This window comes from Hydrogenophilus thiooxidans (genome assembly GCF_019049855.1).
In the GTDB taxonomy this organism is placed as follows: domain Bacteria; phylum Pseudomonadota; class Gammaproteobacteria; order Burkholderiales; family Rhodocyclaceae; genus Hydrogenophilus; species Hydrogenophilus thiooxidans.
On sequence record NZ_JAHLSY010000003.1, the window covers coordinates 63,851 to 85,780 of the forward strand.

Annotated in this window: 25 protein-coding genes; 8 read left to right on the forward strand and 17 right to left on the reverse strand. The window is 63.2% G+C overall.

Annotated elements, in window-relative coordinates:
* Positions 1 to 24: 24 nt before the first annotated feature.
* On the reverse strand, positions 25 to 765 hold the full coding sequence (locus tag KUL93_RS02250; protein ID WP_217125500.1) for a ComF family protein: 741 nt from the start codon (positions 763 to 765) through the stop codon (positions 25 to 27).
* 29 nt (positions 766 to 794) lie between these two features.
* Between KUL93_RS02250 and bioB the strand changes: the two genes are divergently transcribed.
* From bioB to bioD, 6 genes are read left to right on the forward strand one after another with little or no spacing between them, the layout of a single operon-like run.
* On the forward strand, positions 795 to 1,784 hold the full coding sequence (gene bioB, locus KUL93_RS02255; RefSeq protein WP_217125501.1) for a biotin synthase BioB: 990 nt from the start codon (positions 795 to 797) through the stop codon (positions 1,782 to 1,784).
* A complete protein-coding gene (locus KUL93_RS02260) occupies positions 1,781 to 3,157 on the forward strand; it encodes an adenosylmethionine--8-amino-7-oxononanoate transaminase (protein WP_217125502.1) in 1,377 nt (458 codons plus the stop codon). The genes bioB and KUL93_RS02260 overlap by 4 nt, the downstream gene beginning before the upstream one ends.
* Positions 3,154 to 4,359 carry an 8-amino-7-oxononanoate synthase gene (gene bioF, locus KUL93_RS02265; RefSeq protein ID WP_217125503.1) on the forward strand — a complete coding sequence of 402 codons (1,206 nt, stop codon included), beginning with the start codon at positions 3,154 to 3,156 and terminating at the stop codon, positions 4,357 to 4,359. The genes KUL93_RS02260 and bioF overlap by 4 nt, the downstream gene beginning before the upstream one ends.
* Before the next feature lie 10 nt (positions 4,360 to 4,369).
* Entirely contained in the window at positions 4,370 to 5,203 is an 834-nt protein-coding gene (locus KUL93_RS02270; RefSeq protein WP_217125504.1) for a methyltransferase domain-containing protein, read from the forward strand.
* A complete protein-coding gene (locus KUL93_RS02275) occupies positions 5,200 to 7,092 on the forward strand; it encodes an ATP-binding cassette domain-containing protein (protein ID WP_217125505.1) in 1,893 nt (630 codons plus the stop codon). The genes KUL93_RS02270 and KUL93_RS02275 overlap by 4 nt, the downstream gene beginning before the upstream one ends.
* Positions 7,093 to 7,105: 13 nt before the next feature.
* Positions 7,106 to 7,753, forward strand: a complete 648-nt coding sequence (gene bioD, locus KUL93_RS02280; protein ID WP_217125506.1) for a dethiobiotin synthase — start codon at positions 7,106 to 7,108, stop codon at positions 7,751 to 7,753.
* Positions 7,754 to 7,823: 70 nt separating this feature from the next.
* Here bioD and KUL93_RS02285 read toward each other — a convergent pair whose 3' ends face one another.
* The 16 genes from KUL93_RS02285 to KUL93_RS02360 form a co-directional block, all read right to left on the reverse strand.
* Complete coding sequence (locus tag KUL93_RS02285; protein ID WP_217125507.1) at positions 7,824 to 8,381, reverse strand: hypothetical protein; 558 nt, start codon at positions 8,379 to 8,381, stop codon at positions 7,824 to 7,826.
* A 248-nt stretch (positions 8,382 to 8,629) separates the two neighbouring features.
* Positions 8,630 to 9,181 (reverse strand): chromate transporter, encoded by a 552-nt coding sequence (locus KUL93_RS02290; protein ID WP_217125508.1) that lies wholly within the window; start codon positions 9,179 to 9,181, stop codon positions 8,630 to 8,632.
* Positions 9,178 to 9,783, reverse strand: coding sequence for a chromate transporter (locus KUL93_RS02295; RefSeq protein WP_119335302.1), 606 nt, complete (start codon positions 9,781 to 9,783; stop codon positions 9,178 to 9,180). Before KUL93_RS02295 ends, KUL93_RS02290 begins: the two co-directional genes overlap by 4 nt.
* A gap of 24 nt (positions 9,784 to 9,807) precedes the next feature.
* Positions 9,808 to 11,646 carry a gamma-glutamyltransferase gene (ggt, locus tag KUL93_RS02300; protein WP_430408195.1) on the reverse strand — a complete coding sequence of 613 codons (1,839 nt, stop codon included), beginning with the start codon at positions 11,644 to 11,646 and terminating at the stop codon, positions 9,808 to 9,810.
* A 28-nt stretch (positions 11,647 to 11,674) separates the two neighbouring features.
* A complete protein-coding gene (hisD, locus tag KUL93_RS02305) occupies positions 11,675 to 12,997 on the reverse strand; it encodes a histidinol dehydrogenase (protein ID WP_217125510.1) in 1,323 nt (440 codons plus the stop codon).
* Positions 12,978 to 13,634 (reverse strand): ATP phosphoribosyltransferase, encoded by a 657-nt coding sequence (gene hisG, locus KUL93_RS02310; RefSeq protein WP_217125511.1) that lies wholly within the window; start codon positions 13,632 to 13,634, stop codon positions 12,978 to 12,980. Before hisG ends, hisD begins: the two co-directional genes overlap by 20 nt.
* Positions 13,635 to 13,643: 9 nt before the next feature.
* Complete coding sequence (murA, locus tag KUL93_RS02315; protein ID WP_217125512.1) at positions 13,644 to 14,915, reverse strand: UDP-N-acetylglucosamine 1-carboxyvinyltransferase; 1,272 nt, start codon at positions 14,913 to 14,915, stop codon at positions 13,644 to 13,646.
* A gap of 4 nt (positions 14,916 to 14,919) precedes the next feature.
* Complete coding sequence (locus KUL93_RS02320; protein ID WP_217125513.1) at positions 14,920 to 15,174, reverse strand: BolA family protein; 255 nt, start codon at positions 15,172 to 15,174, stop codon at positions 14,920 to 14,922.
* Positions 15,175 to 15,206: 32 nt separating this feature from the next.
* Positions 15,207 to 15,992, reverse strand: coding sequence for an ABC transporter permease (locus tag KUL93_RS02325; protein ID WP_346731621.1), 786 nt, complete (start codon positions 15,990 to 15,992; stop codon positions 15,207 to 15,209).
* A 10-nt stretch (positions 15,993 to 16,002) separates the two neighbouring features.
* Positions 16,003 to 16,731, reverse strand: a complete 729-nt coding sequence (locus KUL93_RS02330) for an ABC transporter ATP-binding protein (protein WP_217125515.1) — start codon at positions 16,729 to 16,731, stop codon at positions 16,003 to 16,005.
* The gene (locus tag KUL93_RS02335) at positions 16,728 to 16,991 is read right to left on the reverse strand and encodes an STAS domain-containing protein (RefSeq protein WP_217125516.1); all 264 of its coding nucleotides are present in this window, start codon (positions 16,989 to 16,991) and stop codon (positions 16,728 to 16,730) included. The genes KUL93_RS02330 and KUL93_RS02335 overlap by 4 nt, the downstream gene beginning before the upstream one ends.
* Positions 16,984 to 17,658, reverse strand: a complete 675-nt coding sequence (locus tag KUL93_RS02340) for an MlaC/ttg2D family ABC transporter substrate-binding protein (RefSeq protein WP_217125517.1) — start codon at positions 17,656 to 17,658, stop codon at positions 16,984 to 16,986. Before KUL93_RS02340 ends, KUL93_RS02335 begins: the two co-directional genes overlap by 8 nt.
* A 10-nt stretch (positions 17,659 to 17,668) precedes the next feature.
* The gene (locus tag KUL93_RS02345) at positions 17,669 to 18,451 is read right to left on the reverse strand and encodes an MlaA family lipoprotein (RefSeq protein ID WP_217125518.1); all 783 of its coding nucleotides are present in this window, start codon (positions 18,449 to 18,451) and stop codon (positions 17,669 to 17,671) included.
* Between the two features lie 5 nt (positions 18,452 to 18,456).
* Entirely contained in the window at positions 18,457 to 18,915 is a 459-nt protein-coding gene (mlaD, locus tag KUL93_RS02350; RefSeq protein ID WP_217125519.1) for an outer membrane lipid asymmetry maintenance protein MlaD, read from the reverse strand.
* A 1-nt stretch (position 18,916) separates the two neighbouring features.
* Positions 18,917 to 19,699: a lipid asymmetry maintenance ABC transporter permease subunit MlaE gene (gene mlaE, locus KUL93_RS02355; protein ID WP_217125520.1), complete on the reverse strand. Its 783-nt coding sequence runs from the start codon at positions 19,697 to 19,699 to the stop codon at positions 18,917 to 18,919.
* Entirely contained in the window at positions 19,696 to 20,499 is an 804-nt protein-coding gene (locus KUL93_RS02360) for an ABC transporter ATP-binding protein (protein ID WP_217125521.1), read from the reverse strand. Before KUL93_RS02360 ends, mlaE begins: the two co-directional genes overlap by 4 nt.
* A gap of 143 nt (positions 20,500 to 20,642) precedes the next feature.
* On the opposite strand from KUL93_RS02360, the gene KUL93_RS02365 reads away from it, so the two are divergent.
* Positions 20,643 to 21,326 (forward strand): FlgO family outer membrane protein, encoded by a 684-nt coding sequence (locus KUL93_RS02365; RefSeq protein WP_217125522.1) that lies wholly within the window; start codon positions 20,643 to 20,645, stop codon positions 21,324 to 21,326.
* The gene (locus KUL93_RS02370) at positions 21,326 to 21,919 is read left to right on the forward strand and encodes a FlgO family outer membrane protein (RefSeq protein ID WP_217125523.1); all 594 of its coding nucleotides are present in this window, start codon (positions 21,326 to 21,328) and stop codon (positions 21,917 to 21,919) included. Before KUL93_RS02365 ends, KUL93_RS02370 begins: the two co-directional genes overlap by 1 nt.
* Positions 21,920 to 21,930: the final 11 nt, after the last annotated feature.

Below are 21,930 nucleotides of genomic sequence, written 5' to 3' on the forward strand. Positions count from 1 at the left end.
CGAACAGCCGTTTTCATCGCGCCATTATAGCGCGCCGTCCCCAGTGGAAACGGGCGCTGCGGTCCGCGCAGCGACCAAGAAATGGACTGCGTTCGCTCCGGCTGCCCGCAATGCTTCGCTGGCGGCGGCAAGCGTCGCCCCGGTGGTCATTACGTCGTCGACCACCATCACGTTTCGTCCCGTCACCAGGCGGCGATCGCGCACGACGAACGCCTGCGCGACGTTTTCCACACGGTGCGCGCGATCAAGGGTCGCCTGCATCGCCGTTTCTTTGCGCCGCCGCAACCCGTCCGCCTGCCAAGGAATGCCCCAGATACGCGCAACCGTCCGCGTGATCTCCGCCGCCTGATTGAACCCGCGCGTTCGTTGCCGTTCTGGAGCAAGCGGAATCGGCAGCAGCAAATCGCCCCGTGGTTCGGCGGTAGTGGCAAGTGCCGTGCCCAACGCCGTCGCATACGGTAACGCCCGGTGGAATTTCAAACGGTGCACCCAGCGATCAACCGGGGCTCGGTACCAAAACGCCGCTTGCGTCGATTGAAAGCTGGGTGGTGATGCCGCGCAGCGCGTGCAGACCCCAGCGGTTTCGCCGCCCCCCGAAGCGAGCGCTTCTCCGCAACGCACGCAGGCTTGCCCGGCGTCCCACCACGGCAACGCCTCGGCACACCGGTCACACCACGGCGCGTCGCCATAATGCGTACGTTCGCAGCCGATACAAACAGTTCCTGTCAATTTCGTCAAAATTCGCGTAAAATCACTGCTGATCATTTCACCGCTTCCTTGCTCTGGAGAATGCGATGGCCTCCGTTCTGTCTGCCCCCGCCGCAACTACCCGCACCTCAGAACCCGCATTCGAAACGCGCAAAGCCCAACTGCGCGAATGGTTCTCACTGCCGTTTTTCGACCTGCTGCACCGTGCGCACGAAACCCATCGCCGCCATTTTCCGGGTCACCGCGTGCAACGCTCGACGCTGCTGTCGATCAAAACCGGCGGCTGCTCCGAAGACTGTGGCTACTGTTCGCAGTCGGCACGCTACGAAAAAGCTACCGGTTTGTCTCGGCAACGGCTCCTCTCCGTCGACGAGGTGCGTGCCCGCGCCGAAGCGGCCAAAGCGGCTGGTGCGAGCCGTTTCTGCATGGGCGCGGCGTGGCGCGGCCCCAAAGGCCAAGACCTGGATCGGGTGGCGGAACTGATCGCCTCCGTGAAAGCGCTGGGGCTCGAAACCTGCGTCACGCTCGGGATGCTCACCGACGACCAAGCGGCCCGTCTCAAAGCGGCTGGGCTCGATTACTACAACCACAACGTCGACACCTCTCCCGAATACTACGACCAAGTGATCACCACGCATACCCTGCAAGATCGGTTGCGCACGTTGGAGGCGGTACGCAAAGCAGGGATCAAGGTTTGCTGTGGTGGCATCATCGGCATGGGTGAGACCCGCGAAGACCGTATCAGTATGCTCGCACTCTTGGCCGATCTCGACCCGCCGCCCGAATCGGTACCGATCAACCAACTCGTCCCGATTCCCGGCACCCCACTCGGCGATCAACCGCCGCTCGACCCATTTGAATTCGTCCGCACCATCGCCGTTGCCCGACTGGCGATGCCGACCAGTTACGTCCGCCTCTCCGCCGGTCGCAAAACGATGAGCGACGAACTGCAGGCGCTCTGCTTCTACGCCGGCGCCAACTCGATCTTCTATGGCGACGCGCTCCTCACCACCGGCAACCCGGACGTCGCCCACGACAACGCACTCTTCGAACGCTTGGGGCTGCAACCGGAATGAGCAGCGCACACCAGCTTGTCGAACGCTCCCTAGCGGCAATCTGGCACCCGTGCACGCAGATGCAGCGTCATCTGCACCCGGACCCGGCACGCCGCATTCCCCTGTTACCGGTGGCGCGGGCCGAAGGGCCGTGGCTCTTCGACCCGGATGGGAACCGCTACTTCGACGCATTCAGCTCTTGGTGGACCACCCTTTTTGGTCATTGCCACCCGCACATCGTCGCCGCGGTGCGCGAACAGATCGCGACGCTCGACCACGTACTCCTTGCCGGCTGCACCCACGCCCCAGCGGTAGAACTCGCCGAAAGGCTTGCGGCAAAAACCGACGGCACGCTGGGACACGCCTTCTTCGCGTCGGATGGCGCCAGCGCCGTCGAAATCGCGTTGAAGCTGGCAGCCCACTACTGGCGCAACCAGGGGTACCCCGAGAAACACCGCTTCGTCGCCTTTGCCGGTGGCTACCATGGCGAAACGGTTGGCGCGCTTGCCGTGACCGACATCCCACTCTTTCGCGAAGCGTACCAACCACTCATCCGCCCCGCGGCGATGATGCCGTCGCCCGATGCGCGGCGCGGTCCCCATGCCGCAGACGAAGCGCTGGCCGCGCTCGCAGAATACTTGGCGGTACACCACGCAGAAACCGCTGCGGTCATCGTCGAACCGCTCGTGCAGGGCGCTGGCGGCATGGCGATGCACCCGCCGTCGTTCCTGAATGCGCTGCGCGACCTGTGCACCCGCCACGACGTGCTTCTCATTTTCGACGAAATCGCCGTCGGCTGCGGCCGCACCGGTCGTTTCTTCGCCCATGAGCACGCGGATGTCCGACCGGACCTCCTCACCCTCTCCAAAGGCATCACGGGCGGCACGCTTCCGCTTGCGGTGGTGCTTGCGCGCGACGAACTCTTTCGCGCGTTCCTTGCCGACGAAGTCACGCGCGCCTTTCTCCATTCCCACTCCTACACGGGCAACCCGCTTGCCTGCCGCGCCGCATGCGCCACGCTCGACCTCTTGGACAATCCGGAGGTTTGGCCACAGATCGAAACGCTCGGCGCTGCGTTCGAAGCGGCGATGGCTCAAGTCGCCGCGCAGGTGGGTGGGGTTCACCTGCGCCGCACCGGCACGATCGTTGCGTTCGACCTCCCTGACGCCCCAGGCGATTTCGCCCCGCGGGTCGCGAAAGCAGCGCTTGCGGCAGGGCTCCTCTTGCGCCCCCTTGGCAACACCTGCTACGTGATGCCGCCGTTCGCCACCCCGCCGGAACTGGCCGAATGGTTCGGCACGCAGTTGTTGCGCACCCTCACGCAGGTGCTCGAGACCGCAGCCGCATCGGACTGCTTTCAACCGGCACACCCTCAGGAACCGCCGCTGCCATGACCGCGCACGATCCTTGGCAACTGCCTGCCGAATGGCTCGCGCAACGGCGAGCGCAGGGGCTCGAACGCCGCCACCGCCCCTTTGCCCCCAGTTCAACGAGTGGGATCGCCCATGCCCGCAATCGGCAATGGGTCAATTTCGCCAGCAACGACTACCTGGGGCTAGCCCACCATCCGGCGGTGATCGCAGCGTGGCAGGCAGGCGCCACGCGCTGGGGCGTGGGGTCCACCGCGTCGGCGCTCGTCTGCGGCTATACCGAAGCACACGAAACGCTCGAAAGCGCGCTCGCCGCGTGGCTTGGCTTCCCTGCGGCGCGGCTCTTCACCTCCGGCTACGCCGCGAACCTGGCTGCGGTGACGATGCTCGCAAGCGAATCCCCTTCGACGACCGCCATTTTTGCCGACAAGCTCGTCCATGCGTCGCTCATCGACGCGCTGCTTCTTGCACGTGCCCACGGGGCGCACGTGCGCCGCTACCCGCACCGGGACACCGAAACGCTGGCGCGCTGGCTTGCCGAAAGCCCTGCCCCTCTCAAAATCATCGTCACCGACGGTGTCTTCAGCATGGATGGCGACATCGCGCCGCTTCCTGAGCTCGCCTCCCTTGCCGAACGCCACCGCGCGTGGTTGATCGTCGACGACGCCCACGGTATTGGTGTCCTGGGCAACGGTCGTGGCACCTTCGCCCACTTCGGCTGTACCCCAGCCGCGCACTGGCTCTGGATCGCTACCTTTGGCAAAGCGGTGGGCGTTGCCGGTGCGGCGATTCTGGGGAGTAAAGATGCGATTGCTTGGCTCGACCAAAGCGCGCGCACGCACATCTACACCACCGCGATGCCGCCTGCGCAGGCAGAAGCGCTCAACGCAGCGATCACCGTGATCCGCAACGAACCCGATCGCTTGGCCCACCTCCACCGATTGATCGCGCAATGGCGTCTCCTTACCGAACGCCTCCCCGCCGCAGCAGCGACACCACTCGAATCGGCAACCGCAATTCAACCGCTCATCGTCGGCGAAAGTCAGCGTGCCGTGTATCTTGCGCAGGCGCTCGAAACCGCAGGATTCTTGGTTCCAGCAATCCGCCCCCCCACCGTTCCCCCCAACACAGCGCGCTTACGCATCTCGCTCTCGGCTGCCCATGAGCCGGAGCAGCTCGCAAACCTTGCCGAAGCGCTCCAGAAATTGTTGGCACTCCAACCGTGAACGAAACCTGATGGCAACACGCTGGCAACCCCGACCCAATGCCGAAACGACGGAACTACCCGCACTTCCCAAAGCGCGCGTTCGTGCTGCGTTTGGTCGGCACGCGCGCCACGCCGCACAGCACGACGTCGCCCAACGAAAGATCGCCGCAACACTCTTTGCCGCGCTCGACGCCGCGATAGCCGCAGCCGAGGCCCCGTTGCCGCAAACGCCATGGTTGCTGGATGCGGGCTGTGGGGTGGGCCGTGACCTGCCGCACCTCAAAGCGCGTTTTCCCCACCATCGTCTCCTCGCGTTGGATGCGGCTCCGGCGCTGCTCGCGACCCTACCGCCCGAATTGGCCACCCCCATCGTGGGCGACCTCGAACAGCTCCCGTTCCCTACCCAAACGCTCGCACTCTACTGGAGCAACTGCGCGTGGCAGTGGACGACACCGGTATTGGTCGTCCAGGAAATCGTGCGCACGCTGGCGCCAAACGGCTGGGCCGCGATCAGCATCGTGCTGGCAGGAACCTTTCCGGAACTCGCCACCGCTTTTGCCGAACTGGGCGAACCGCCACCGCTCGCCCCGCTTCCCGACGAAGCCGCCTGGCGGCAGGCATTTGCCGGCCATCCGTGGCGCACCCTCCACGCTACGCACCACACGATCCCCCTCTTCTTCGCCACACCACAAGAACTCCTCGCCTCGATTCGTGGTGTTGGCGCAACCGCCACCCCGAAAACGACCAAGCGCTTCGACCGCACCCGGCCACGCCGCCTTGCGGCCGCGCTGGAACGGCTGCGCGGCCCCCACGGCATCCCCCTCACCTACCAAATCCTGACCATTCTGGCGCAACGACCATGATCCAATTGCGATCGCTCACCTTCAGCCGCGCAGACAAGCGCCTGGTGGAAAACGCCACATTGCAAATCCATGCCGGTTGGAAAGTCGGCGTCACGGGTGGCAACGGCTGCGGCAAATCGACTCTGTTCGCGCTGCTGCGCGGCGAACATCACCCCGACCATGGCGACCTGGAATGGCCAGTCACCTGGCGGATTGCGCACGTCGCCCAGGAAACCCCTGCCGTTGACACCCCGGCGATCGAGTACGTTCTGGATGGCAACACCGAATTGCGTCGCCTCGAACGTGCGCTCGCGGAAGCGGAACGCGCACACGACGGCATCCGCATCGCCGAGCTCCACGAAGCGCTCGCCGCGATCGACGGCTACGCCGCGCGCGCCCGCGCCGCGGAGATCCTCGACGGGCTCGGTTTTTCGCCCGCAGCGCAGCAGCGCCCCGTCGCCACCTTTTCCGGCGGATGGCGGATGCGCCTCAACCTGGCCCGAGCACTCGCCGCAGACGCGGAGTTGCTCCTTCTCGACGAACCGACGAACCACCTCGACCTCGACGCCGTGTTGTGGCTGGAAACGTGGCTGCAGCGATCCGCCGCCACGCTTCTCGTGATTTCGCACGACCGCGAACTCCTCGATGCCGTTGCGACCCACATCCTCAGCTTCGAAAACGGCACCCTTCGCCTCTACACCGGCAACTTCACCACGTTCGAACGCACGCGCGCCGAACAGTTGGCCCACCAGCAAGCCCTGTACGAAAAACAGCAGCGCGAAATCGCCCATTTGCGCGCATTCGTCGAACGCTTTCGCGCCAAAGCCACCAAAGCGCGGCAAGCGCAAAGCCGCTTGAAGGCGCTTGCCCGCATGGAACTGATCGAGGCGGCGCACGTCGACTCCCCGTTCACCTTCCGTTTTCTCCCACCAGAGGGAACCTCCGACCCACTGCTCACGCTGGAAGCGGCCGCGGTCGGCTACGACGGGAAACGGCTACTGACCGGTATCGACCTCACGATCCGCCCCGATACCCGGCTTGCGCTGCTGGGCCCCAACGGTGCCGGAAAATCGACACTCATCAAACTCCTTGCGGGCGAATTGCCGCTCCTTGCGGGCAAGCGGACCGAAGGGCGCAAGCTCAAGATCGGCTACTTTGCGCAGCACCAAATGGAACGGCTGCGACCGAACGAAACGCCACTGCAGCACCTGATCCGCCTTGAACCGACGACGCCGGAACAAGAGTTGCGTGATTTTCTCGGCCGCTTCGATTTTCGCGGTACTGCAGCCGACACCCCCTGCCGCGCCTTTTCGGGTGGTGAAAAGGCGCGGTTGGCGCTCGCGTTGCTGTTACGTACGCGCCCGAACCTCCTCCTGCTCGACGAGCCCACGAACCACCTCGACCTCGAAATGCGCGACGCATTGACGCGCGCGCTGCAAGAGGCAGAAGTCGCCGTCGTGCTGGTTTCGCACGACCGTTACCTGCTGCGCGCCACCGCCGACGCGTTCGTACTGGTCGCGGATGGTCGGGTAGTGCCTTTCGACGGCGACTTCGACGCCTACGCCAACTGGCTGGCGCAACGCCGTCAAACCCACCGCGCCCCGACCGTCGCAGACCGTTCGGCCAAAGCACAACGCATCGCCGACCGCGCCGCGCAAAAAGCCGCACAAGCGGAGCAGCGGCGCTTGGAAAAAGCCGCAGCGAAATGGGAAGCAGAAATCGAAACACTAACCGCTACGCTGCACGCAGTCGAAGCGCGGCTGGCCGATCCGGCACTTTACTCGGACCGCGCCGCTGCCGACGCCGTCGCCCGTGAAGCCGACGCGCTGCGCGCCCAAATCGCTGAGGCCGAAACCCAATGGCTCGAAGCGCAAACGGCATTGGAAGCACTCACCCTGGCGTCTGAATGAGGAGGACCTTGCCATGACCGCAACCGCCTATTTCGTCACCGGCACCGACACCGAGATCGGCAAAACCACCGTAACCGCGATTTTGTTACGGCAAGCCGCCGCAGAAGGCAAACGCGCTGCGGGACTCAAACCGATCGCTGCCGGGGTCGAAGCATCCGGAGCGAATGCCGACGTCGCTGCGCTCATCGCCGCAAGCAACGTCCCGCTACCCCGCGACGTCGTCAACCCCTACTGCTTCGCCGAACCGATCTCGCCGCACCTCGCGGCGCAACATGAAGGAGTCACGATCGACTTCGCAACCATTCGCCGCGCCGTAGACAACGCTCGAGCCCAGTGCGACCTCCTCTTCGTCGAAGGGGTGGGCGGTTTTCACGCGCCACTCTCAGAAACCACGACGGTTGCCGATCTGGCGGTTGCGCTCAACCTTCCCGTGCTTTTGGTGGTCGGGATGCGCCTGGGCTGCCTCAACCACGCGCTGCTCACCGTCGAGGCGATCACCGCGCGCGACCTTCTTTTTGCCGGTTGGATCGCCAACCAGATCGACCCCGAAATGGCTGCGTTCGCAGAAAACCTAGCGACACTGCAAGCGCGCCTCTCGGCACCGTGTTGGGGCGTCGTTCGCTATGGCGCCCACGCATTGAGCCACCCCGTTACACCTTAGCCGGGTAATGGTAAGGGGTGCGCATGCTCGCTCGGTTATGTTCCTCTATTCCAACACGTACGGGAAATGCTCACCACGTCCGCGGCGTAAAACCCGGCTGGTTGCACAACACCACGTCGTCGTCGGCCTGAACGAGCACGTAAAGCCCTTGTTTTTCGGCGTAGCGCACCACCTCATCCGGCGCGCCCATCGCCGCCACCGCCCCGTGCAGGAGCTTGTCGGCGAATTCGGGAAACGCCGCTTTGAAGCGGGCAAGGCGCTCCAGGTGTTCGTCGACGTCGTCGGTGGTCAAGCGGCTTTTGCACTCCACGGCAATCGCGTGGTCGCCGTTGATCACCAAAAGGTCGATCTCCATCACGGTTTGGCCCGTGTCGTCACGCGCGCGCACGTTGGGCATCACCCGATGCACGGGAATGCCCTGCTCTTGAAAGAGGCGCACCACCGCGGGCTCGACCATGTCCTGCACGAACTGGCCCAGGGGGTTCCCCAGACGCCCCAACTGGCGTTCGAGCGCGCGGATTCGGCAGTCGGTCTCTTGCATGCGGCGATCGGTCTCCTTGCTCTGTTCGGCAAGCCCCAGGATCATCGCTTTGAGGTCGTCCCAAGAGATTTCGGTGGCGGTCGTCATGGTTGGGTCGGCGTCATTTCTGAACTCACAAACCATCAACCATTTTACCACTGCGCTTTGCGTCATCCGGGCGCTACGGAATCATCTACCGGTACCTTCTCGATGCCCCACACCTCACTGCCAAAGCCGCGCAGCCAACGGTCAAGCCGCTGGGAGTCAGGTAGCGTTGCGGTAATGAGCAAAAGGTCTGCATAGCTTATGCAACTAACCCCCGATCGTCCTACTGCTACGCTTGAGCACGATGACGCTCACCCATAACCCAACGCACCGACCAACCCGCCCATCAAAATCAACCAGATCGGGGCCAGTCGGGTGCGGAGCATGCACCAAACCGTCACGGCAATCAGAAGGATTGGACCCCATGGAACCGTTTCTGCGCCATCCAGGAAGGGTTTGAGTAACACCCAACTGGTAGCCAGAAGAAGCCCCACGGTCATCGGCGCCAAACCTGCGGTGAAGGCTTGTACCCCCACGGACGTTCGGTGGGTGCGCAGCCAACGGCTGACTCGCAAGGAAAGCAGTGTCGAGGGCAGCAAAATGCCGCACAATGCGGCGAGCGCACCCACGAGCCCAGCGATCTGATATCCGACCACGGCAACGAACGTGACGTTCGGGCCTGGCGCGGCTTGCGCCAACGCGATCGAGGTCACGAACCCGGTCTCGTCGAGCCAGCCGCGCTCGACGACGAAATAGCGGTGCATCTCAGGCGCCGCAGACATCGCGCCCCCGATCGAAAGCAGCGAAAGCAACAAAAAATGGCCGAGCAGGTCGAAGAGATCTGCCGCTGAGAGTCCATTCACTCTCGATTCTTCCCCGTTTCTTGGCGCGCGAGCTGGCAAAACGCAATCCCCCATCCGGTTCCGCCAACGAAGAGCACGACCCAAACCAGAGGCACGTGCCACACCGCCACCAGCGCCACCGTGACCCCGACCAAAAGCAACGTCACACCGCGACCCAATGGGTTTCGGCGTAATGCGGCAATGAGCTTGATCGCCATCGCGATCATCAAGCCTGCCGCGACCGCTCCCATACCGCGCAGTGCGCCCGCCACCATGGGCAAATCGGCAAACTGCTGGTAGCTGGCGGCAAGGGTCAAAACGATGGCGATTGGCGCGGTCAACATCCCGGCAAGCGCCGCGAGCGCGCCTGGCCAACCGAAGAAACGATCACCAAGCATCAACGCCAGATTGACGACGTTCGGCCCGGGCAGCACTTGGGCAACCGAATAGAGCTCGAGGAACGCCTCGCGGCGTAACCAGCGCTTGCGATCCACCAACTCCCGCTGCGCAACGGCCAGAACACCACCGAAACCTTGGAGCGCCAGGACGGTGAACGTCACAAACAGCTCAACCAACGATTGCGGTCGGGAAGTGGGTTCGTGTTCGGGTGCCGAATCGTTCATGGAGAAACGCTACGCCGTTTCAACCTAAAACCCCGCCGCTACCCCTTCGCGCCGCGAATCGGCCGCCCCCAGCCAGCGCCCTCCCCTAAGCCCATTCGCCAATGGGGCAGGCGTGCCGTCGCGCAGTGGCGCCGTGCGAACGATCGCGTGAATGCCGCTCGCCATCTCGCGCGCCCGCACCTGATGCCCTTTCGCGGTGAGCGCCGCGGCTACCTCAGGCGTATCGAGCACCGTGCCTGCTTCCACCCAGGTGGTGGCGCTGCGCTGCGCGTCGAAGTGCGGCTGTTCGATCGCGTCGGAAAGCGGCAGACGCCAGTCGATGAGGCCGATGAGCGTCTGCGTCACGTAGTGGATGATCGCGCTACCTCCCGGTGACCCCAGCACCGCGAGCAGATCGCCGGTGTTGGCATCGAATACCATCGTGGGAGCCATCGAACTGCGCGGGCGCTTGCCGCCCGCGACGCGGTTCGCCACCGGCCACCCGTTTTCGTCGACAGGACGAAACGCAAAATCGGTGAGTTGGTTGTTGAGCAAAAACCCTTCGACCATCAGCAGGCTGCCGAACGCGTGTTCGATCGAACTGGTGAGCGCCACCGCCCGTCCGGCGCCATCGATGATCGACAGGTGGGTGGTCGACGGAAACGGCACCGTTTCTCCTCTTCCCCACACCGTTTCGTCCGTCACTCCCGGCGGCTGTCCGGCGACAGGGGTACCGAGCGTGCGCTCGCGATCGATCAACTGCGCCCGTTCTGCCAAATAGCCCGAATCGAGTAGCCCCCGGACGGGCACCGCGACGAAATCGGGATCGGCCACGTACCGTTCGCGGTCGGCGAACGCCAAGCGGTACGCTTCGCTGACCAAATGGATCGCCTCGGGAGAATCGGGCGACAACGCAGCCAGATCGAACCGCTCCAGCAGTTTCAACGTTTGCAACACCGTAACGCCGCCGGAGCTGGGCGGCGGCATGCCGCAGATCCGAAAGCGCGCGCGGTAGGTGGCGCAAACCGCTTGGCGCACCACACTGCGATACGCTGCCAAGTCATTTTCGGTCATCAGTCCCGGGCGCGGGTCTTGGGCGATGCGGGTGACGATCGCGCGCGCAATCGCCCCGTGGTAGAACGCATCCGCGCCGTGCGTTGCGATCGCTTCGAGCGTTGCCGCGAGCTCCGGATTTTTCAGCCGGGCGCCCACCGGCTTCGGATCGCCTTCTGCGGTCAAAAAGAGACGAGAGACCGTTTCGCCGCGGGCGCGAATACGCTCGACGTTGCGGGCGATCAGCGCATGCAGGCGCGGCGAGATCGCAAATCCCTCCCGGGCGATGCGTATCGCAGGCGCAAAGAGTTCGGCCCAGGACAAATTCCCGTGCGCGCGGTGCGCCGCTTCGAGCATCCGCAGCAATCCGGGTACCCCAACCGACAAGCCGCTATCCACCGCAGCGAAAAAGGGAAGCGGCTTGCCGTCCGCATCCAGAAACCGATCGGCGCGGCTTGCGAGCGGTGCGGTCTCCCGCCCGTCGTAGGCGTGCACCTGCTCCGTGCTCGGATCGAAAAAGAGGAGAAATCCTCCGCCGCCGATTCCCGAGGATTGCGGTTCGACGACGTTCAAGACGAGCTGTGCCGCGATGGCTGCGTCTACCGCACTCCCCCCGCGACGCAGCATTTCAAGTGCGGCCTCGGTCGCCAACGGGTGCGCGGTCACCGCGATGGCACGATCGGCACTGGCAGACGGACGAAGCTGCCGCCCGGCTGCCCCTTCGGGCGCGATCGTTTCGGAACCTTTCGCACCGCCTGCGAACGCAACCCCGGCGGTGCAGAGCAACAGTGCAAAGGCGCACCACCACCGCGCAATGCGGCGCGGTGCCACAGTGCGCCCAGCACGCCGTTCGAACACGTTAGCCCCGGAACCGCGCCGATGCGGCGTGCGCGGCAAGCCCTTCCCCGTCGGCGAGCAACCCGGCGATCGGCGCGAGCTTCGCGGCTCCTTCGCGCGAGACTGCAAGGAGACTGGTGCGTTTTTGAAAGTCCCAAACGCCCAAGGGTGAGGAAAAACGAGCGCTGCGCATCGTCGGCAGTACGTGGTTGGGCCCCGCGCAGTAATCCCCGAACGCTTCCACCGACCAATGGCCGAGGAAGATCGCGCCGGCGTGGCGGATCTCCGGTTCCCAGGCTTCGGGGTCTTCGACGGCGAGCTCAAGGTGTTCGGGCGCCACCCGGTTGGCGATCGCGATCGCCGCCGCACGGTTGGGCGCGTAGATCAATGCGCCGCGATTCGCGAGCGACTGCGCGATGATCGCCCGGCGCGGTTGCTGGGGCAACAACCGCGCGATCGATTCCTGAACGCGCTCAAGGAACGCGCGATCGGTGCTCACCAAAATGGCTTGCGCGAGTTCGTCGTGTTCGGCTTGGGCGAAGAGGTCCATCGCCACCCAGTCGGGGTTGCCGGAACCATCGTTCAGGATCAACACCTCCGACGGCCCGGCGATCATATCGATCCCCACCACCCCGAAAACGCGCCGTTTCGCTTCGGCAACGTAAGCGTTCCCGGGGCCGACGATCTTGTCGACCTGCGGGATCGTCTGCGTGCCATACGCCAGCGCCGCCACCGCCTGCGCACCACCGATCGTGAAGACCCGATCGACTCCCGCAAGATAGGCCGCCGCGAGCACGAGCGGGTTGCGTTCGCCGTGCGGCGTGGGGGTCACCATGATCAATTCGGAAACACCAGCCACTTTCGCCGGAATCGCGTTCATCAATACCGAACTCGGGTACGCGGCGCGTCCACCCGGCACGTAGAGCCCGACGCGATCGAGCGGTGTCACCTTGAGCCCCAAGCGCGTTCCGTCGGCCTCTTCGACCATCCACCCTTCGGCTTTCTGCCGTTCGTGGTAGCGGCGTATCCGTTCCGCGGCCACTTCGAGCGCCGCCCGCTGCGCGTCGCTCAACGCGCGCCATGCCGCTTCCCATTCGGTACGTGGCAGCTCGAGTTCAACCATCGCGAGCGCGTCGAGCCCGTCGAAGCGGCGGGTGTATTCGAGCACGGCGGCATCCCCGGTGGCACGCACCGCGCGCAGGATCTCGTCGACCCGCTCGACGATCGCGCGATCGGTGTCGCTCTCCAGCGTGAGCAGCACGTCGAGCGTCGCAAGAAAATCGGCTTGGGTCGCGTCGAGCCGACGCACCTCGGGTACGACGAACTCATTGGGCGATTCGGTCACGGCTCTTCTCCTCGAAAACGTCGATCAGCGGCTGCAGGAGCGCACGTTTCACTTTGAGTGCCGCCTGATTGACCACCAGGCGGCTCGAGATCGCCGCAATGGTCTCCACTTCGACGAGACCATTGGCGCGCAGCGTCGCGCCCGTGGACACGAGGTCGACGATCGCGTCCGCTAGCCCCACGAGTGGCGCCAGTTCCATCGAGCCATAGAGTTTGATCAGGTCGACATGCACCCCTTTCGCGGCAAAGTGGGCACGGGCGCTCTTGAGATATTTCGTCGCCACCCGAATCCGGCTACCCAACCGCACAGCCTGCGCGTAATCGAACGTGCGCGGCACCGCCACACAGAGCCGGCATTGGGCAATACCCAAGTCGAGCAGTTGGTAGAGCCCCTCCCCGCCGTGTTCGAGCAGCACATCCTTGCCTGCGATGCCCAGATCGGCACCACCGTACTGGACGTACGTGGGTACGTCGGTAGCGCGCACGATCAAGAGCCGCACGTGCGGCAAATTCGTAGGGATGATGAGCTGGCGCGACGCTTCGGGATCACAGGCAGGGGTGATACCCGCTGCGGCCAACAGTGGCACCGTCTCTTCGAAAATTCGCCCTTTGGACAGGGCCAGCGTGATCGTTTCCATGCCGGGATTTTAGCCGATTTCGCGGCCATCCTCGGTCAGACGCGCCACCTCGGCACCCAACGCCTGCAATTTCGTTTCGAGCCGTTCATAACCGCGATCGAGGTGGTAGATGCGGTCAATCACCGTCTCTCCTTCCGCAACCAACCCGGCAACCACCAGTCCCGCAGAAGCGCGCAGGTCGGTGGCCATCACCTCGGCCCCTTCCAGGCGGTCGACGCCAGTGACGACCGCGGTTGCCCCGTCGATATGGATGTTTGCGCCCAGGCGCTGCAACTCCACCGCGTGCATGAAGCGGTTTTCGAAAATCGTTTCGCGAATCACTGCGCTACCCTGCGCCACCGTGTCGAGCGCCATGAATTGCGCTTGCATGTCGGTAGGGAAACCCGGGTACGGGGCGGTGCGGATATCGACCGCTTTGAGGCGCGTTGGCGCCGTGAGCGCAATCCAGTCGTCGCCACACCGGATCGCGCACCCTGCTTCGCGAAGCTTCGCGACCACGGCATCGAGCGCCGTAACGGGTGCGTTGCGGAGCACGATCTCCCCCCCCGTGATCGCCGCGGCGCAAAGGTAGGTTCCCGCTTCGATGCGGTCGCTCATCACCCGGTAGGTCGCGCCGTGCAGCCGTTCGACCCCTTCCACCACCAGGGTGTCACTCCCGATTCCCGAGATTTTCGCGCCCATCGCCACCAAGAGGTTCGCCAAATCGGCCACTTCCGGTTCGCGCGCCGCGTTTTCGATCACCGTGACGCCGTCAGCGAGCACCGCAGCCATCAAGAGGTTTTCCGTACCGGTCACGGTGACCACGTCAGGGACGATCCGCGCCCCAGTTAGGCGCGCCGCGCGGGCATGGATGTTGCCATGCACCACATGCACCTCCGCGCCCATCGCGGCTAGCCCCTTCAGGTGCTGATCGACCGGGCGCGCGCCGATCGCGCAGCCGCCGGGCAAACTCACTTCGGCCTCCCCCACGCGCGCCAGGAGCGGCCCAAGCACCAGGATCGACGCGCGCATCGTCTTCACCAGCTCGTAGGGTGCCACCGGTGCAGCGATGGTTGCTGCGCACAAGGTCACGGCATCCCCGTCGCGCGAGACGGTTACCCCAATGCGCGCCAAGAGCTTCAAGAGCGTTTCGACATCGTTGAGCGCCGGAACCCCAGTGATCGTCACCGGCTCTGCGGTGAGCAGCGCGGCGCAGAGCATCGGCAACACCGCATTCTTCGCGCCCGAACAGGCGATTTCGCCCTCCAGGCGTTTGCCACCGACAATACGGAGTTTGGCCACAGTACTACTCCGCAGCACCGTTTTGCGCCTGCCACTCCGCTGGGGTCAGCGTGGTCAATTGCAGCGCGTGGATCTCGTTCCCCAGTTCGGGGCCGATCGCCTGATAGACCAACTGATGTTGCGCCACGCGCCGTTTCCCTTCGAATGCCGACGAAACCACGAGCGCGGTGAAATGGACGTTGTCGTCGCTCACCACTTTGACGATCGCATCGGGCATCGCTGCCTGGATGCGCGCTTGGATCACTGACGCATCGATCATCCTGCTTTGCTCCTATCCCCTGTGGTTCCCATTCACTGCCGCAGTTTGTAACCCGTGGCGATCCAACGGTAGGCCCATGCAATCACCGCGAGGGTCACCACTAAGCCAACCGCAAGGCTCAGCCGCGGATCGGTGTCCGATTGCCCAAAAAAGCCGTAGCGAAACCCGTCGATCAGAAAGAAAAAGGGGTTGAGATGGCTCACTTGCTGCCAAAAGGGTGGCAGCGCCGCAACGGAATAGAAGACGCCGGAGAGCATCGTGAGCGGCATCACCAAAAAATTCTGAAACGCCGCAAGGTGGTCGAACTTTTCTGACCAGATTCCGGCGATGATGCCGAAAGACCCCATGAGGAGCGCGCTCACGCACGCGAACGTGAGCGCCCACAGCGGTTCGGCCAATGGCAAGGCGACGAACGGTGCGGTGATGAGCAACACCGCAGCGCCGACCACCACGCCCCGTACCGTCGCGGCCAGTGCGTACCCCCAGAAAAAAGTGGCATTCGAGAGCGGCGCAAGCAGAATGAAGACCAGGTTGCCGGTGATCCGGCTCTGGATCAGCGACGAACTGCTGTTCGCAAAAGCGTTTTGCATCACGCTCATGATCACAAGCCCCGGAATCAGAAAAGTGGTATAGGCCACCTCTCCGTACGTGGTGACGTGGCGATCGAGCACGTTACTGAAAATCAGCAAAAAAAGCAGCGCATTGAGCACCGGCGCCGCAATCGTCTGTAACGCCACCTTCCAAAAACGGAGCACCTCTTTGGTGAACAACGTGACGAACGCCACCCACTCGGCATGGGGGGGCGCTTCGATGCTCAGTTGCGGGCGCTCAAGCGGTGCCACGCATCACCTCCAAAAAAACGCGTTCCAAATCTTTCCCTCCGGCGCGCGCAAGCAGTTCTCGGGTGCGGTCAAGCGCAACGATCCGTCCCCCTTTCATCATCGCGATGCGATCGCACAACGTTTCCGCCTCCTCCAAATAGTGGGTCGTCAAAATGATCGTGTGCCCCGCCTTGTTGAGTTTCATCACGAATTGCCAAAGACTTTGCCGCAGTTCGACATCGACCCCGGCAGTCGGCTCGTCGAGGACGATCACGGGCGGCCGATGCACGAGCGCTTGCGCCACCATCACCCGCCGCTTCATCCCACCCGAAAGGGTTCGCAGATTCGCATCCGCTTTCGCAGCTAGCCCCAACCCCACGAGCAGTTCGTCGATCCACGCCTCGTTGTGCCGAATGCCGTAATATCCGGATTGAAAGCGCAAACACTCACGGACCGTGAAAAAGGGGTCAAAGACCAACTCTTGGGGGACGACCCCGATCGCGCGGCGTGCGCGGCGGTAATCGGTTGCAACGTCGAACCCCATCACCCGCAGCGTCCCTTCTGTCGGTTTGACAAGCCCAGCAAGCATCGAGATGAGCGTCGTCTTTCCCGCACCGTTGGGACCAAGTAGCCCAAAGAATTCCCCTTGCGCGACGGTGAGATCGATTCCAGCCACCGCGGTGAAGTCACCAAAGCGCTTCACCGCGCCCCGAATCTCAATCGCAGACGGTTTCATGAGACGAGCGACGTCACGCCGTAGATGTTAGCCAACGCAAGCGCACTTTCGGGTAGGTTTCGTACCGTGATCGTCGCCCCCTCCCGGCTTGCCCGGCGGCGCCACGCGAGCAACAACGCGATGAGCGCCGAATCACACACCGTAACCGCACCGGCGTCCACGGTGATCGACGCGGCGCCTGCCGGGTAACGATCCACCCACTCATGCGCGGTATAGACGGTGATTACCCCCGAAAGCGCAAGCACACCACCGTCAGCCATTGGCGCCCTTTCCTGGCCCGGGCACTGGGTCGCTCTCACCTTTGGCATTCTTCTCAGCCAACAAGCGGATCAACCCGTCGATGCCGTTGCGGTTGATCTCGGCCGAAAAACTCCCGCGGTAGTTGGTCACCAGGCTCACCCCAGCAATCACCACGTCGAAGATCCGCCACCCGTTGCCGCTATTTTGAAGCACATATTGCACGTCGATCGGTTCACTCCCAGCGCGAACGATTCGCGCCGCGACGCGAACGATCGCATCGTCTGCCCCACCTCTTTGCGGAACGAATTCGAGGGTTTCGTCTTTGTACGCCTTCGCCGCATTCGAATAGGTGCGCAACAGCAGTTTTTTGAACTCGTCGGTGAGCTGCGCGCGCTGTTGCGGCGTAGCCTGCCGCCAAGCCGGACCGACTGCCAAGGCCGTCATGCGCGGCATGTCGAAATAGGGCAGCACATTGGTTTCGACAAAGGCAGCGAGCGCCTCGCGACTCGGCTCATCAACCACCGGATGCGCTTTGAGGTAGGCAAAGACCGCATCCGAGAGACGCTGCACGAGCGCTACCGGGTCTTCATCCAACTTGAGTTCGGCTGCGCTCAGGTGCCGCCCGCGAGCAGCCACCCAAATGATCCCGCCCAAGATTGCGCTGAGAAAAACACGCCGGCTTGCCATGTTCTCGATCCTATTCATAACGTTCATACACGACGGGAGGATTACCGTCGTAAATCAGATACTGGCGCCGTTGCAGATAAGAATCACGGACATACGCATATCTGTCGATCGCCGCATCCGCCTGGGCATCGAGCGGCAACAGCCGTGCCCGGGTTTCGACGATCTCGAGGCTCTTCGCCGCAAAGCGCGCCGTGTCATCCTCGAGATGGGTCGTGGGATCGCCCAGCCGATCGACCGGCCATGCGGCGGCGTCGCGTAAGGTTCTTGGTCCCAGAATAGGAAGTACCAGGTACGGGCCGCTCCCCACGCCCCAGCGCGCCAACGTCTGACCAAAATCTTCGTTGTGTTTGGGAAGCCCAGCTTCGGACGCGATATCGAAAAGGCCGAACACCCCAAAGGTCGTGTTGAACGCAAAGCGCATCCAATCGTTCGCCGCTGCCCCGGGTTTGCCTTGCAACAAATTGTTGAACCCGATCCAGAGATCCCCCAGGTTTCCGAAGAAGTTGCTCACCCCTTTTTTCACCGGTTCCGGCGCCACGGTGTCATACGCCTGCGCCACGGGCTTCACCACCGCACGATCGAGCGCTTCGTTCACCGCGAACATCGTGCGGTTGAACCCTTCCCATGGGTCGACTGGCGTTGCGCGCACCGCAGCGTTCGTCGACGACGCATCCGCGCTAACCCCTCCCCGCTGAACGGCGGTTGCACAGCCGCTCGACGCAACCGCGAGCGCTCCGATCGCCAATGCGCGGCCCAACCACGTACTGAACCCCTTTTGCGTCACGTGCTGCATGGGCGTTACTCCGCTGCTTTATTGACCAAAAACTGGCCGATCAATTTTTCCAAGACCACCGCCGATTGCGTCAACACGATGCGGTCGCCATCCTGAAGGTTTTCCAAATCGGCACCCGCTTCGATCCCCACGTACTGTTCCCCCAGCAACCCCGCGGTCAAAATGCTGGCGCTCGAATCCTTCGGGAAAGGGATTCTCTTACTGAGTTCCATCGTCACCTCAGCACGGTAGTTTTTCGGATCGAGTCGAATCGCGGTCACCCGTCCGACCAGCACTCCGGCACTCTTTACCGGCGCTTTCACCTTCAATCCGCCGATATTGTCGAAATAGGCGACAACGCGGATCGTCTCACCGTCGATCCGCGATGTAGCGGCACTGGAGACCTCGAAGGCCAGGAAAAAGAGCGCCGCCATCCCCAGCAAAACGAACAGCCCGACCCAAACGTCCCAACTTTTGCGTTCCATCTCAGCGTCCAATGAACAGGAATGCGGTCAGCACGAAATCGGCCGCGAGCACCGCCAACGCCCCAAAAACCACGGTTTTGGTGATCGCGCGCGAAACCCCTTCCGCAGTCGGCGTGCAACTCCACCCTTGAAACACGGCGATCCAGGTGACAATGACCCCGAAGATGAGACTTTTCACAACGCCGTTGCGCACGTCTTCCTCGAAATCGACCGCGTTCTGCATCTGCGACCAGAAGGTACCGTGATCCACCCCGATCACCACCACACCGATGAACCAACCGCCCAAAATCCCCACCGCGGAAAAGATCGCCGCCAGCAACGGCATCGCAATCACCCCCGCCCAGAACTTCGGGGCGATGACGCGCGCGATTGGGTTTACCGCCATCACGTCCATCGCATCGAGCTGCTCGGTTGCCTTCATCAATCCGATTTCAGCGGTCATCGCGCTTCCGGCGCGACTGGCGAACAACAACGCGGCAACCACCGGCCCGAGCTCACGCAGTAACGAAAGCGCCACCACCCCGCCGAGCGCCGTTTCCGAGCCAAAACGTTGGAGCGTATCATACCCTTGGAGCCCCAGCACCAAACCGACGAACGCCCCCGAAACCACGATGATCAGGATCGACAACACCCCAGCGAAATAGAGGTCACGGATGAGCAACGGCAAGCGGCGAAAGGTCATGCCAGAGTGGTGGAGCAACGCGATCACGAACCGCGCAGCCAATCCCAGTTGGACCACCGCGTCGATCGTTGCCCGCCCTAGGCGCGCGACTGCTTCGATCATTGCCCCTCCATCAGCGCTTCGGCTAAGGGCGGCGCCGGATAGTGGAACGGCGCCGGCCCGTCGATTTCGCCGCGGACGAACTGGCGCACATAGGGGTCGCTCGCGTTGCGGATTTCGTCCGGTGTGCCGTGCGCGACGATGCGCCCACGCGAAACGAAATAGACATAATCAACGAGCGCGAGCGATTCGACCACATCGTGGGTGACCACCACCGACGCCGCCCCGAGCGCATCGTTCAAACGGCGAATCAGCGTTCCGATCGTCGCAAGGGAAATGGGGTCGAGCCCCGCAAACGGTTCGTCATAAAGGATCAACTCCGGATCCAGCGCAATGGCGCGGGCCAGCGCCACCCGCCGCGCCATACCGCCCGAAAGCTCACTCGTGCGTAAGCGCGCCGCACCCCGCAACCCAACCGCTTCCAGTTTGAGTAATACCAGATCGCGGATCAACGGCTCCGGCAGTCGGGTATGCTCCCGCAACGGGAACGCGACGTTTTCGAATACGTCGAGATCGGTGAAAAGCGCCCCGAATTGAAAGAGCATCCCGATACGGCGCCGCAGCGCGTAGCGTTGCGCTTCCGAGGCTTGCTCGAGGCGGACACCCAAAACCTCAACGGCGCCAGACCATGGGCGTAATTGCCCGGTCATGAGGCGCAACAGCGTCGTCTTGCCCGAACCCGATCCCCCCATGATCGCGACCACCTGGCCGCGATGAACGGTGAAATCGATGCCGTGCAGGATCTGCCGCGTCCCATACCCGGCGTCAACCCCGGACAACGAAGCGACCAATCGTTCTGTCACGCATTGTGCCATTTTTGAGCGAAGCTCTCATTATACCTGATCGGCAACGTGCGAAATTGCGCGCATTTTTCCCCGTAAAATCCCCTCAAGTTTTTTGCTTGGTTGCCGATAATGCACACAAACTACCATCAGGAGTCATCACCATGACACCGCGTTCACTGTTAGGGGTCCTCTTTGCGGCACTCACGGCTGCCGGTTGTTCGTCGGTCACCGTAAACGCACATCATGAGACCTCCAACCCAATCGCAAATGGCGAGCGACAAGGAGCCACCACACCCGAGTACGCCGCTGCAACGCCGTCGATCGAAATGCGCCCGGCGTTTCGTCCGCCACGTCAAGTGACCACTCCATCTCATTCGGTCGCCGAAGCGCTCAACTTGATGGCGGAACAGCTCGACGCCAATACCAAACATAAGAGCGCCTATCCCGCAGTGCTTGCTGCGACCTTCGTCAACCTCGACCGGATCGACGACACGGCACCACTTGGGCGGCTACTCACCGAAGGGTTGGTCGCGCGCTTGCAGGTTCGTGGCTGGAACCTCTATGACGTGCGCCTCAGTAAAGCGGTTGCGGTCACGCCAGAGGGCGAGTTCGTCCTCTCCCGCGATCCCAAGCGGCTCGAATACCAGTATGCGGCTGCGGCTGCGCTCACGGGCACCTACAGCGTGACCAGTAACGAAGTCATTCTCCACGCACGGATCACCGATGTCGCAACTGGCGTCGTGGTAGCCAGTTCCGAGGTGCGGCTTCCCATCGACGACACGGTAGCCCACCTCCTCACCGATCACGACAACCTGCGCCCGATGCGGATCATTCGGGGCAACTGATGCGGCAACCCCCAAAGCGCAGACCCGTGCCGATGCGGTGTAAGTGGCCCCAACGCTTCGCGCTGGTCGCGCTTACGAGCACACTTCTGGGGTGCGCACAAACGGCCGTTTCGCTCACGGAATCGCTCAGCGATTGCGCCACATTGTTGCGCGAGCGGCTCGGAAAAGACGCGGCGCAATTGTGCAGATGCCAAGGCTTGACGTGTACAACCCCTGTGGTCATCACCGACTTCGTCGCGGTCGACGATTACCGGCCGCAGCGAATCGGCAAACGTCTTGGGGAAGAGTTTCGCTTGGCGTGGCAACAACAGTGCCAGCGCCCGGTCCGTACCGTTGAACTCGCTGCCGACTTTCGCCTCGACGAAAGCGGGCTCCGTGCGCTCACTCGCGACGTTGCGCAATTGATGACCACGACCACCACGGATCCGCTCGCTTTCGTTGGCACCTACCGTTTGGAAGGAAGCGATCGCATCCGCTACTTCATCCGCCAGGTCCATCTGCCCACGCAAACCTCCACGACCATGGCCGGAGGCTACTTGCCGCGACGCTGCATCGATCCTATGATGCCGCTGCCCACCCGCCTCACCGACTGAGCGGCAAGCTC

Excerpts from the sequence above, each read along its gene's own strand:
- KUL93_RS02275 (WP_217125505.1), top strand. The coding sequence starts at position 5,200 with ATGATCCAATTGCGATCGCTCACCTTCAGCCGCGCAGACAAGCGCCTG.
- KUL93_RS02320 (WP_217125513.1), bottom strand. The coding sequence starts at position 15,174 with ATGATCGATGCGTCAGTGATCCAAGCGCGCATCCAGGCAGCGATGCCC.
- KUL93_RS02260 (WP_217125502.1), top strand. The coding sequence starts at position 1,781 with ATGAGCAGCGCACACCAGCTTGTCGAACGCTCCCTAGCGGCAATCTGG.
- KUL93_RS02335 (WP_217125516.1), bottom strand. The coding sequence starts at position 16,991 with ATGGCTGACGGTGGTGTGCTTGCGCTTTCGGGGGTAATCACCGTCTAT.
- KUL93_RS02250 (WP_217125500.1), bottom strand. The coding sequence starts at position 765 with ATGATCAGCAGTGATTTTACGCGAATTTTGACGAAATTGACAGGAACT.
- KUL93_RS02285 (WP_217125507.1), bottom strand. The coding sequence starts at position 8,381 with ATGACGACCGCCACCGAAATCTCTTGGGACGACCTCAAAGCGATGATC.
- hisG (WP_217125511.1), bottom strand. The coding sequence starts at position 13,634 with ATGGAAACGATCACGCTGGCCCTGTCCAAAGGGCGAATTTTCGAAGAG.
- KUL93_RS02330 (WP_217125515.1), bottom strand. The coding sequence starts at position 16,731 with ATGAAACCGTCTGCGATTGAGATTCGGGGCGCGGTGAAGCGCTTTGGT.
- bioB (WP_217125501.1), top strand. The coding sequence starts at position 795 with ATGGCCTCCGTTCTGTCTGCCCCCGCCGCAACTACCCGCACCTCAGAA.
- mlaD (WP_217125519.1), bottom strand. The coding sequence starts at position 18,915 with ATGGAACGCAAAAGTTGGGACGTTTGGGTCGGGCTGTTCGTTTTGCTG.
- KUL93_RS02340 (WP_217125517.1), bottom strand. The coding sequence starts at position 17,658 with ATGGCAAGCCGGCGTGTTTTTCTCAGCGCAATCTTGGGCGGGATCATT.
- KUL93_RS02365 (WP_217125522.1), top strand. The coding sequence starts at position 20,643 with ATGACACCGCGTTCACTGTTAGGGGTCCTCTTTGCGGCACTCACGGCT.
- mlaE (WP_217125520.1), bottom strand. The coding sequence starts at position 19,699 with ATGATCGAAGCAGTCGCGCGCCTAGGGCGGGCAACGATCGACGCGGTG.
- KUL93_RS02295 (WP_119335302.1), bottom strand. The coding sequence starts at position 9,783 with ATGAACGATTCGGCACCCGAACACGAACCCACTTCCCGACCGCAATCG.
- KUL93_RS02345 (WP_217125518.1), bottom strand. The coding sequence starts at position 18,451 with ATGCAGCACGTGACGCAAAAGGGGTTCAGTACGTGGTTGGGCCGCGCA.
- bioD (WP_217125506.1), top strand. The coding sequence starts at position 7,106 with ATGACCGCAACCGCCTATTTCGTCACCGGCACCGACACCGAGATCGGC.
- KUL93_RS02270 (WP_217125504.1), top strand. The coding sequence starts at position 4,370 with ATGGCAACACGCTGGCAACCCCGACCCAATGCCGAAACGACGGAACTA.
- KUL93_RS02370 (WP_217125523.1), top strand. The coding sequence starts at position 21,326 with ATGCGGCAACCCCCAAAGCGCAGACCCGTGCCGATGCGGTGTAAGTGG.
- bioF (WP_217125503.1), top strand. The coding sequence starts at position 3,154 with ATGACCGCGCACGATCCTTGGCAACTGCCTGCCGAATGGCTCGCGCAA.